Origin of the sequence: Microcoleus sp. PH2017_05_CCC_O_A (assembly GCF_020738785.1) — a bacterium.
GTDB lineage: Bacteria > Cyanobacteriota > Cyanobacteriia > Cyanobacteriales > Microcoleaceae > Microcoleus.
In genome coordinates, this window is sequence record NZ_JAEQCB010000147.1 from 1 (window position 1) to 12,582 (window position 12,582).

Below are 12,582 nucleotides of genomic sequence, written 5' to 3' on the forward strand. Positions count from 1 at the left end.
ATTCGCAACCCATTCCTGGTTGGTCTTTGTACAATGGCGATAATAAGTCTGTGTTGCAAAGCTCCTTGGTGAATCGGAACAGCATTACTACTTTATCTAACCCTGTAGTAGGGTCTAATTCGGGTTCAATCAATTATGCTCTAAAATTAGGTACAGGCGACAGCATCACGCACAATCCCTTTGTCGTACCGGATTGGGGAAATTTACGATTTGATGTTTTTGCTCCCACTCAAGGAGGAACATTAAATGCCAAGCTTGAAACGATAGACGGACAAAGTAAAAATGTAACCATCAATCTGGCACAAGATGCAAACTTTCAAATTGATGCAGCCAACAACAATAACACTGAGTCTATTAAGAACATCTATTCAGACATTGAAAATAAGATTGGGTTTGGCAGAAAAGGATTTGAAACCTTCCAACTTAAGTTAAACCTCACTGATTCAGAAATAGCAGATTTCCGAGGAAAGCCAGCGAAAATAACTTTTTCTTTAGACGGCGGTGATTCCGTTTACATAGATAATGTTTTCTTCAAGAGCGACCATCTCAAATTTGGCAATCCCACTCAAGCTAGATGGAATCCTAGCAACAGTACATATAAAAACAACTTGCTGCTTGAAAAGCCCCAATACGCAGTGTCTTACAATGCTGACACCAAACTTGCCAACTGGGTTGGTTGGAAAGTAGACAAGACATGGACGACAAGACCGCAACCACAACCAGGAGAATTACCCAGTGGGTTAATAAAAAGACCTGAGTTTATAGCCGACCCCGATCTTTTATCTGGTGGCTTGTCAGCCTATGATGGAAATATCTTTACTGGCTTAGGAATGGATCGAGGTCATTTGTCTCCTGACAGAGATAGAAGAAGACATCCCAAAGACCAGTTAGCAACCTACCTAACCACTAATTTGATTGCCCAGTCAATGGATAATAATCGATTTTTTGTTCCAGGAAGCAACTCTCCAGCAGATGCTTCTGCTTGGTTCAATATAGAAGATAAAGTGATAGCCCCCAGAGTTGCTCAGGGGCAAGAGCTTTACATTTTCGCTGGAGCTATTGGTAACAATCCAAATGTTCAAAAGAAAACGAATGTTCCTGAGTTGCTCGATGACCTTTTCAATGGAGAGTTGATCAATCAGGGAAACACAAGCCCTAGCAATTTGTCAAACCGACAAATTCACATTCCTCGATGGACGTGGAAAACAATTATGGCTGGGGAACAACCAGGAGCCGAAGTTACTTCGTCAAACATAGAAACTTTCGCATATATGACGCCTAATGTAGCGGAACCAGATTGGACTTTATCCTTAGATGGGGTTGCAAATCCACTTAACAATAATATGTTTTCTCCCTTTTTGGACAACGTTCGCCCTAAAATAACTGGTAAAACGGATTGGAGGAACCCAGATACTTGGCGAGTTACTCTTCCAGAACTCACAAAGATTCTGAACGAACGCAACCGAGTCCGCAATTATGCGTTTGATTTTGATTTCTTTTCAAATTTGCCATAACATAAGATGCTCAAAATGCCTTGAAGGAGCGAAGTAGATACTCTCCTCCTTCTTGACATTTTGCTTCTTTTAGTGGGAGGAAATCATCCTCTAATAACTTTTGAGAACATTCTTATAATTTCATACTTCTCTGTTAGTATTGTGGGAATAGAGAGAGGGATTGCAGGTGAAACCCGGTATGAAAACTCCGTCTTGCCGAATAATATCCCAGTAGTTACAAGGCTCTTCGCCAAAGCCACCAAACTTAGCACCTTGAAAATTGACTCTAATGAAATTAGCCGAGCTTACATTACATTTACTGCTGTTAAATCCTCTTAAGTCGCAGTCAAAAAACCTAGCATATTCCAAATGACTTGAGGTGATTTTAGCTTCTGTAAAGTTACAGTACCAAAATTGAGCCGAACCCAACTCGCACCTATGCAAATTGAGTCGGCTCAAATTAACGTAGTTAAATTGAGCATCACTCAAGTCGATATTTTGCAGTTCAACCCCGCTCAAGTCAGCGTACTCCAAAATGATGTTTTGAAAATCTCGATCGCCAGCCACATATCGTCTGAGTAATTCTTCTACAGCAATACTTTCTTTGTCCATAACTCGACTCCTGCATCTATTTACACAATCAACAATAGCATCGTCACTTTACAATTCGGGTTTTGCTGAGGCAGCCGCAGATGTTTTATTTGCCTCAATGGTACAACTCGATTTGGAGAAGGGCGGTTCTATCGGAAAGGAGGGTAAACTTTATGATAGTACGGGCAAGTTAATCCGCAATCAAGGATCTGTTTTCAACTCGCCGCTACATTTTGTTGGTTTCCGCAATAACACAGGTAGCTTAGACCCAGACATTTCGCCTGCATGGTCTGCAATAGAATCAGGATTAGTTGACCAGCTAATTTTTGATTACAACAAAAAACTTGATATTACTGCTGGTGTTTTTGATACTAAAGAACAGAATTGGTCGGTTCAGCCAAAAACTAGAGCACCTGAAGCACTTACGGAAGCACAAAATCAGGGAAATACAAATCCCACAAATTTAGAAGCTAACGGAATTCGGATTCCTGGATGGACATGGAAAACAATCTTGGTTTCCAACAAATCAAATCTTGGGGTACAAGATATTCTTGGCAGTTACACGTACATTACGCCCAACATACCAGAACCTTACACGAACTGGATCGGGCAACCAGCAGTCCCGAATCCACTTAATCAACTGTTAGGTGAAAGCCGCGATCCCATAACAAGTGCTGAACAATGGCGAAGACCAAATACATGGAAGATTTCTATTAATCAGCTTGAAAGTCTTCTGAATACTCAGGGTTCTGACAAGGTTTTTAACTTTTTGTCAAATCTTCCTGAAGATGTTCGGAATCGAATTAAACAACAAAGCGATTTCCAGTTTCCACCTCCCTAAGTCCAACTCGCTTGGGATTTACGCAGAACTATTTTGAAAAATGTTCAAAAAATGACTGTTCCCTCAATGCTCTGCGTAAGTCCTATTTTATTCAACCGATATATTCACATGGCAACTTCTTCAAAATCTATCATTCCTAATCTTTTGCGGGCGTTCTATCCAACGTTCACTAGAATTGATTGGTCCGGGGATAAATTCTCCACTTACCCAAGTGGTGTTACAGAAATACATATCTTCTTCGACACCAAAAAAATTTTGAATACCCTCAAGATTACTTCCTGTAAAATCAGGAGCATACATATCAAGCAATCCCAAATATGCACCTCTAAGATCGCAGTAAATTATTTGAGGATCGCGCCATTCGCAGTTACTTAAATTGGTATTCCTCATGTCACTAAAAACAATACGTTTAATGCCACCAAAATTACAATCAGTCAATTTAGCTCCGACCAAATTTACGTGGCTGAAGCGAGTTTGCCACAAAAAATTAACGCCAGATAAACTAACATTACTGAGATCGACTTCATGCAAAATTATATCCTGAAACTCTCTTTCACCTTCATCATAAAGTCTGAGAAATTCCTGAACATCTGTCAGTCTGTGAGAGTCCGTCTGTACCTGACCATTAGGCATGATAGTTTGACAAAAAATAGTATCTTTTGTCGTTTTAATATCAGTAATATTAGCTCCTGTTAGATTAGCCCCAATGAGAGCAGTACCGCTTAAATCAGCACCATTCAAATCCGCATTAGTTAGGTCAGCATTAGTTAGGTCAGCATTAGTTAAGTTAGCGTTTCTGAGATTAGCTCCTCTCAAGTTCGCATTGAGCATGAAAGCCGATACTAAAGAAACTTTTTCCATATTGGCATCACTCATATTGGCATTGATTAGGCGAGTCCGCCCCATCTCAAAGTCTACCCATCTCAAATCGGCCTGGCTGAGATTGATATCAATGAAACAAGGCCACTGAAGACGAGCGGATTTTAAATCAATCCCTGTAAAGTTTCGCTCTCCGGCTCTATACCGTTGAATCATATCAGCTCCAGCGATGCGTCCCTTGGCAATTTCTTGAAGACTCATAATTATTGTCTAAATTAGTTTAGATCTTGTATTATATAGCAATTTTAAATTATTTCCCAAATGACACGCGAGAAAGATGATTGTACTACAAGGATTATACTCTCGATAAATTTGCCACTGATTTAGGACTGCTATATCTATTTGCCTTATCAATAATAGCAACTTTACTGGTGTATTTCATGGCAGTTGTTAATAGCAAAATTATCCATATCGGGGGACTTTGTTTCCTAAGAGAGGCGGGATTTTTAACACAAATCCCGATCGGCAAATGATATCAAATCCGGTGGCATCGGAATTAATATTACCCAAAGTCAGGACACGGCGCAGTGCCGTTTCCCTACAATTAATCGGGCGATAGTTACATCTGGTACGATCGCGATAGATTATTTTGCGGTAGGGAAATGGCTTTTGGAGTGTCCTCCGTTCCTTAACAGTCAACAGTCATCCGTCAACCGCCAACAATCAAATGACTAAAACTGAGGTTTTGCGACCACCCCGTCGCAGAGACGCCGATCGCGATCGCTCACATTAGGATTAGTTCTAAGATAATCCCCCACCCAATCGCAGCCCCTCACCAGCAAATCATCAAGATCCAAATTCCATAAAATTACCCGGTTATCCTTGCTAGCAGAAGCCAGAATTTTCCCATCCGGGCTAAAACTCAAGCCCATCACACTATCCTTGTGACCCGTCAAAGTTTTCAGCAACGTCCCGCTGCGGCTCCACAACTTCACCTTATGATCGTAACTGCCCGAAGCAACCAACAAACCATCCGGGCTAAAACCCACGCTAGTCACGCTGTCGCTAGAACCCTTCAGCAACGTCGCTACCAAAGTTCCGTCCACCTTCCACAGCTTCACCGAATTGTCGTAACCAGCCGAAGCCAGCATTTTGCTATCAGGGCTAAAAGCAACCCCCAACACAAAACTATTGTGAGCCCCTTCAAAAGTCCTCAGCAAACCACCGTCCCGATTCCACACTTTGACAGTGCCGTCATCGCTTGCAGAAGCCAACATCGAACCGTCAGGGCTGAATGTCACCCCAGTCACCCAGCCTTTGTGTCCCGTCAAAGTCTTAATCAACCTGCCCTGTCTCGTCCAGAGTTTCACAGTCTTGTCCTTGCTCGCCGAAGCGATAATCTCGCTGTCGGGGCTAAAATTCACGCTCATCACGCTGTCGCCGTGTCCTTCCAGGGTAAACAGCACAGAAGGCGAACACGGAAATAGCGGCGCCGAAGGACAAGGGAGACTATTACTCGTCGCATCTTTGTTCAGACTCCAGACTTTCACCGTTTTGTCGTAACTCCCAGAAACCAGTAGCTGTCCGTCGGGGCTGAAATTGACGCTGGCGACTCTCTGAGTGTGTCCTTCCAAGGTTTCGAGCAAAATCCCCGTGCGGCTCCAGAGTTTGATAGTTTTGTCTGTAGAAGCAGAAGCCAGCTTTTGGCCGTCGGGGCTGAAAGTAACGCTTTGCACCCGGTTTTGGTGTCCGTCGAGGGTTTTGAGGGGCACATCATCGAGCCGCCAAAGTCGGATAGTTTTGTCAAAACTTGCCGAAGCCAAAGTTTTGCCATCCGGGCTAAAACTTACCTGAGTAACTCGATCGGCGTGTCCCTCAAAAGTTCTGAGCAAACGACTGTCCGGTTTAATATTGCTAGCATCCGTTGGACGTTTGTCGCCAACACCAGCCAGACTCCAGAGTTTGACACTCCCGTCTGCGCTTCCAGAAGCAAGTGTTTTACCGTCGGGGGAGTAACTGACACCAAATACCCACTTGCTGTGTCCCCGCAAAGTTGTTAGCAGTTCGCCCGCCTTTGCCTTGGCTGATTTTTTTCGGGCTGGGTATTTTATGGCAGCGATGCTCCAGATTTTCACCGTTTTGTCTTCACCGGCACTGGCGATCGTTTCACCGTCGGGGGAAAAACTGACCGTGTAAACTTTGGAGGGTTTTTTGTTTTCGCTGTGCCACAAATTAGCGATTAACCTGCCGTCAGCATTCCACAGTTTTACAGTGCCGTCATCGCTCGCCGCAGCGATGATTTTACCGTCGCGGCTGAAGCTGATCCAATTTATGGGAGCTGGTTGTTCGATCGTTTGCAGCAACGTACCGTCGGTTTTCCAAATTTTGATAGTTTTGTCTGTAGATGCACTGGCGATCGTTTGGCCGTCCGGGCTAAAAGCAACAGTGGTAACGCTATTAGTGTGTCCCGTTAAAGTGGTTAACAAAGTGCCGTCTGTTTGCCAAATTTTGACAGTTTTATCTAAACTTGCCGAGGCGATCGTTTTATTATCGGGACTGAAAGTGACACAGGAGACACTGTTAGTGTGTCCTTTGAAAGTAGCCAGCAAACTGCCGTCGCGCCGCCAAAGTTTCACGGTTTTATCTACGCTAGCAGAAGCTATTGTTTGACCGTCTGGACTGAAACCCAGACCCCAAACTACGTCACCGTGTCCCTCCAAGCGGTTGCGTTCTTTGACGCCATAAACTGCCTGCTGGAGGGCAGCAGCAATCAGAATTTCGGTGTCCTTGAGGCTGTGCATTTCTTGGGAGCCTTCGATCTGTCTCCACTTTTTACCCGCTCTCAAACTTTCTAGCATGGCGTCAAATTTGTTGTTTGAAAAATAAAGAGCTTCAGAAGCTGCGGTGAGGGTACTGATTTCGGCTCGCTGAGTTTGAGCGACAGCTAGCTGTTTTTGACCGACTGCCCGCCACCAAAAGTTGACGGCGGCGATCGTGGAACTCGTTAGCAATAGGACGCCGATCACTGCTACTCCTAGCATTTGTTTGAGAAAAGTATTGGCTCGGTAGAGCTGTGCTTGACTCATCTTTTTGTCGGCTTCTGCTTTGTGGAGTCTGGCTTCTAAGCCGAATCTTTGGCGGATCGGCCGCACTAAATAGTCGTGTACCAATTGATAGCGGTCTTCGGGCGATTCCCGCAGCAGAAATAGCAAACCGTGACCGACTAAAATGTCTAAAATCAAGTCGAGGTTGTCGGTTTTCTTTTGTCCGCTTTCTGGTTCTTTTGCGAACTGTCGCTGTAGGGAAATTCTGCCTCTGCTGCCGATCGCCAATAATTCACTTTCGCCCCCATCTGCCGGCTGCTGGCCTGTCACTAAGGACAATTCGTTTTTGGTTTTAATCAGCCTCACGCCTCTTTCATCCGTCAGGGAAAACAATATTTTCCAAGCTGCGTCTTCGTTAACCAGGCCGCAGTCAGAGATCACTCCTTCGAGCGATCGCTTCACTAATTCTGCTTTGGGATTGGCGCCCAATTGCTGGTATTGTGCTAGAGTCGTAATACCTTCTTCTTGCAGTTGCGCTCCTACTACCTGCAATTCGATCGGTCTCACTTCTTGCAGTTCGTCTGCTAAATCTTCGACGAAGGCATCGATCAGTGCCGGTTCTAAATAATATTCTGCCCGTTTCGTTAAGTGTCCGATCACAGCCCGCGCGTCTTTTATTGAAAAACTGCGTAGTTGGTAGCGGATGCTTTTGTCGAGAATATTATTGTTAATGGCGTCGAGATCGGGGAAGCGATCGCAGTCGAGCAAATAGTGCAAGTAATCTTCGCGCAAGCACAGAATTATCTTGACATAAGGCAGGTTCAAAAACAAGCGCAAAAAGTTATAAAAAAGTTGTCTTTGTGCCACTGAAGTCGAAACAAAGAAAAATTCTTCAAATTGATCGAAAATTAGCACAGTTAACAAATTATTTGTGGCATTTTCGCGCAACTGCTCTATAATAAAAGAAGAAGTTTCCGAGCCGCGTTCTGGAGAAATAGAGCAACTGCTTTTGTGGATTTCCTTTAGTCCTTGAGCGATTAATTGCGTTTCATCTTCGGCTTGTTTGTCGTACAGCGCTCCGTTCAAAGCGTTTTCTAATTCCACCAGCCAGTCGGTGTAAACTTTGATAACTACTGGCAAGGCATCCCGCGCGCCCGGAGTAATATTTTTCAAAGCAGGTACTAAGCCGGCATTGACTAGAGAACTTTTTCCAACTCCGCTGGGCCCGTGAATAATAGTTAATTTATGATCGTCCCTGCTAATTCTTTCGAGCAATCTATTGATATCTTTTTGGCGGGAATAAGCTGTCATTTCCGCTGCGATCGCAGCTTGATTTTGAGCTGAGGGGCTCGAAGGATTGACAGCTTGACGCTGCTGTTGCAATTGGCTGGCTCCGATAAAAGCTCTAAATCCGTATTGATACTCGATCGATCGCTGGGTTTTTTTAATCCGGAAAGCTTTGAGATACTCTCCCTGCTCGAAATAAACCGCTTGGAGTTCTGTCAAAATATCGATGTAAAGTCGGGGGTCGTACTTGGGCTCGCTTTGATTTTGAGCCAACTCCAAAGAATGAACCGCCGCTTCCCACTGACCTAGCTCCCGCAAACTTCGGGCTAACAGTAAAAGATACGAACTGCGATCGGATTTGGGATGTTGGATTTTAGATTTGGGATCGTTACTGAACTCGTTAGTACCCACGAATTCTGGATAATTTCCCGCAAATCCCAATCTCAAATCTTCAATCAACAATCTTAAATCATTAGGTGTTTGATCCAAAATCGCCAAAGCCAACTCGGCTAGCTGGCGGGCTTGACTCCACCTGGACTGTTGCAGGGCAACTTCAGCCAAAAACCCGTAATCTTGAGCTAATTGGCTGGGAGTACCGTAGGTGAAGTGCAACTGCAAAGAATTTTCAGCTAATGCTTGCAACTCTCCCCAAGCTTTGAGGCGTTGCAGTACCTCTCCGAGGTGTGCTGTCACCTCAGCTACCAATTCTGGGCGATCGGCAAGGGAGAAAGCGTTTCTAGATTGTTCCAGGCTAATCCAAGCTTGTTCCCAGTGGTGGCGGTTGGCTACCGGATTTCTGGCTGCTTGCAATCTGTGACACAGGGCTATGTGAAATAGCACTATGCCTTCTCTCTCTAAAAATAGGATGTTGGGGACAGGATTCGACAATGAGGAGCAGAGGGTCGATCGATTTTCGGCATATTCCCAGTTTGCCAGTTCCCAGTTGCCGGTTTGCTGCTGCCAAAATATTAAGCTTTCTTGGTAATGAATTAATGCTGTTTCAGTTTGGTCGCTGACATAGTAATCTCGACCCAGAACGAATTGCAGGCTGGCTTTCAGGGCGGGTTCTAATTCTTGACCGCGATTTTGTAAATCTCTTAAAGCTAATTCTAGTTCTCGGCGCGACAAAGAGCCGATCGCCAAATCGAGGGTATTGCCCGGACTCAAAGGCGAATACGAGTGGACATCTAATTGTCGTCCGTTTTGCAGTTGAGAGTTAAAGGTGAGAAAGCGTTCTCCGGAGCTAATTTGATGCTCCTGGGCTGGTTTTTCCCAGTCGGTTTCGCAGGCGCAAAAACCTGGTCGGGTGCCGGCTGTACTGCTGCCTAGTTCTTGATTTATTTCGCCTACTTTAAATATAGTATCGGCTTGCTGTGCCAGGAAATTAATTAATTCGTCAACAGCCATTTCAAATTTAATGGTGGCGGCGGCCCAACTTTTGAAGTCCGGGGCCAGACGAATCATTTTGGTCACAATGTCATCTGTTACCCACAAAATCACCGGACAGGAAAAATTTTTGCGAAATTCATCTCGCACTTGATTGGTAGAGGCCATCAATTCGTCGATCGCTACTACTGTTTCCAAACCAAATACCATCAAAGCTGAGGCAGAACCTACAGCCGAAGCCCCGTTCTGAAGCGTGTTTGCCTGGAGGGTAGTGTAAAGGGTTTTGACGGATGCTGGCAGGACGAGATCTTGAATTGGAACTGCGGACATTTCTCGCAGCCGCTGCGCTATGTGCTGCCGCAACTGCTCGTAGTTGCAGCGCACTAAAATTAGCGAAAATTGCTGCTGAGACATGGCGATGGATCTTACCAGAGTTTTGAGCGATCGCTCGTTGTAGCTGGCAGTTTCTTGTTGTTTAAGTAGATCGGTCATGCGTGCACCCCTTTTGCAGAAATCAATTACCTAACGATTGCCGATCGTGACGGAAACAGTATCTACTTAGAGATGCCCGTATCGGTCTGGCGCTTTATATCTGTAGGAATACGTAGTTTTTCGTACTTCTCCTATGAATACTTACATAGTCATCAGGTTTAATCTAAAAACATCATAGCTCCCAATCTCAGAGAATGGGAAACTTGACAATAAAAATTAAACCTAGATCAAATATTTTTTAGTCAGCTACAGATAAAATCCTCCATTCATCAATATCAGACAGCTAAATGTATCGATAATACCAGCGACTAGCTATTAGTAAACAATAGGTATATCTGTAGCATATATTTGGAAAAAAGAAAAAAAACTCGTCATGGATGCTCGCTCCAGACTAGGAGCAACGGATCAATACATACCTACCTGGTCTGGCATGGGAGATATGACAGTTGAGGTTGGGGAAATTTATTGTGTGGTGACAAATATTTATGGGGCAATTATATGCGCGGCGTAAAGACCGCATTTAAGAGAAATCAGCCAGTGGGAAAAACCGCTGACTGCGTGCTTATTGGATTGTAGAAATTGGGAGTTTTGAACGGTAAATTTTAAGTTAAATAGTTTCCAATTTACTCGCCGCTAACGGATCTTAGAGTCGAAGAATGCGATCTCAAAAATCCCAACTATTCTTGGTGATTTCGTTGCTGCCACTCCTGATATTTTCTGGTTTCTGCTAGGGCTGGATTGATGCCAAACCAGCGACCTTCTTGATCCCGGTATTCAAAGACAAACATACTTCGCAACAAGATTTGAGATTCTTCTTCGCCGGTTACACTTTGTCGGTTGACGACTTGAAACAACAATTCCCATTCCGTGTCATTGATGGCTCCCAAAAGGTCATCGCGATATTCTTGAATGACGCTTTCGAGGCATTCGCGAGAGAAGGGGGGATCTTCATGTTGCAAACAGCTATACAAAAGCATCAGTAGATTGCGAACATGGCCACCGCTAATCCGGCAAAGCCTGTCTAAAGTTTCGGGAGAGTCAAAGACTTTGGAAATCAAATCGATGCGTTGGGCGGGAGCGACTGTGGGGAAAGCTCTAGCCAATACGAGCTGCCGCAGCAGTGCCATTCCTTCGATATGATCGTCGCCCGATCGCCTCAGCACGGGTACCATCGGCATCACCTTGGGTTTGACTCCAAATCGACTGGCGAGACGGCCAAAGTCGTTAGAAAAAATCAAAGTCAGGGGAATGGTGTAGACGACGTGGCAATTGAGTTTTTTCAACTGTTCGCCACGGTCTAAAAACAGGTATTCTGGCTGGGTGCGTCCGCTGGGTTTGAGTGAGGCGTCGAGGCGATCGAGATTGTCAACAATGACTGCGAGGCCTTTTTTGCCTTGTTGCTTGAGTTCGGCGTTAGCTCTGTCGAGGAGTTCTTCGTTGATCGACTGCAAGATGCTGTTGGTGCGGGGTTCGAGATATTGCCTGAGTTGCGATCGTAGTTTGGGAGAATCTTTAGTTTTAGCAGTAACTCGAGCAATTCCTATAGATAACTCCGCTTCCGCTGACAAATCTATGGGAGTCTGCAAAAATTCTGCCACTTCTGCAAACAAATTGGTAAAGTAGCTCGGTCTGAGTTTAATTTTGGCGGATTCCATCGTTTCGCTGACTTGGCGGGCAATGCTCAGCAAAATATCACTGATGTCTACATCGCCCATGTCCAAGTCTTGGGAAGACTCGAAGTAGACGACGCAAAAACCATCTTGCTCTAGCTCAGCTTTGAGTCGAAACAATTCGGTAGATTTGCCACAGCCGATATGCCCTGTAAATAGCTGACAGGTTGGCTCGTCGGGGGATATCCGGGTGATGGTTCGCTGTAAAGATTCAATGATTTTGCCACCCCGCACCGAACCAAAATCAATGTAGTATTGATAATCTCCTGGGTCTCCCGCGACAAGGGTCTTGCTCGGGTTGCAGGCTTTATAAAATCTGTCTAATTCGAGTGCGATCACAATTGAAGCCGGCTAAAAGTTAAAAGAGTTAATCGAAAGTCTAAACTTTCTTTCGTTGAGTTTAGTTTGATTTGTCACCTTTTGCGGTGTGGGGTAATGCCCTAAATACCCAAACAACCTCTATCTGCTAATCAACCGGACGGCGCGGGAATTTGGAATTTTTAATTAAGAAATTTTAATTACCTAACTGAATCAGTGAATTTACGGATATTTGCCCTGCTTATGGGTAATTTCGCGGGGATCTGGGTGAACTACTCATCGTCAAGCGGGATACCGCTATGACGGGAGCTTCCAACTTCAAGCGGAACAGCATCCAGCAAGACCGAAATCTTACTCCCGTTGACTTACATTCCGTCCATTGGCAGTAGCACTGGTTCCCAATGTCAAAATCCGCAAGGCTTCATAAAACTAATACGGGATGCGGGAAACGAGCGAGTCTTTAGACCTGAGAGGGAAGCGACGCTCTTTACTTCAGTCAAGAGTGTTCTTTCTTAATTAGCTGAATGATGCGGGTCTTCTATGTATTATAAAACTTTATTAAGTTTGTAAGCAGTAGTAAGCAATAGTAGTATCATCTAGTCAAAATGGTCAAGAGAATTATTGCGATCGTCAAAAAATGG

The 12,582-nt window shown here is 44.6% G+C and carries 6 protein-coding genes; 2 read left to right on the forward strand and 4 right to left on the reverse strand.

Annotated features, from left to right (window positions below; translation table 11 throughout):
• The coding region (locus JGK20_RS26815) for a DNA/RNA non-specific endonuclease (RefSeq protein WP_293232749.1) at positions 1-1,514 on the forward strand (1,514 nt) is incomplete at its 5' end.
• A 120-nt stretch (positions 1,515-1,634) separates the two neighbouring features.
• On the opposite strand, the gene JGK20_RS26820 is transcribed toward JGK20_RS26815, so the two are convergent.
• Positions 1,635-2,105 (reverse strand): pentapeptide repeat-containing protein, encoded by a 471-nt coding sequence (locus JGK20_RS26820; protein ID WP_293232751.1) that lies wholly within the window; start codon positions 2,103-2,105, stop codon positions 1,635-1,637.
• On the opposite strand from JGK20_RS26820, the gene JGK20_RS26825 reads away from it, so the two are divergent.
• Positions 2,098-2,925 (forward strand): hypothetical protein, encoded by an 828-nt coding sequence (locus JGK20_RS26825; protein ID WP_293186107.1) that lies wholly within the window; start codon positions 2,098-2,100, stop codon positions 2,923-2,925. The genes JGK20_RS26820 and JGK20_RS26825 overlap by 8 nt on opposite strands.
• A gap of 120 nt (positions 2,926-3,045) precedes the next feature.
• Here JGK20_RS26825 and JGK20_RS26830 read toward each other — a convergent pair whose 3' ends face one another.
• The 3 genes from JGK20_RS26830 to JGK20_RS26840 form a co-directional block, all read right to left on the reverse strand.
• The gene (locus tag JGK20_RS26830) at positions 3,046-4,005 is read right to left on the reverse strand and encodes a pentapeptide repeat-containing protein (RefSeq protein WP_293232753.1); all 960 of its coding nucleotides are present in this window, start codon (positions 4,003-4,005) and stop codon (positions 3,046-3,048) included.
• 470 nt (positions 4,006-4,475) lie between these two features.
• Positions 4,476-9,953: an AAA family ATPase gene (locus tag JGK20_RS26835; protein ID WP_293186112.1), complete on the reverse strand. Its 5,478-nt coding sequence runs from the start codon at positions 9,951-9,953 to the stop codon at positions 4,476-4,478.
• 677 nt (positions 9,954-10,630) lie between these two features.
• Positions 10,631-11,962: an ATP-binding protein gene (locus tag JGK20_RS26840; RefSeq protein ID WP_293150090.1), complete on the reverse strand. Its 1,332-nt coding sequence runs from the start codon at positions 11,960-11,962 to the stop codon at positions 10,631-10,633.
• Between the last annotated feature and the right edge of the window lie 620 nt (positions 11,963-12,582).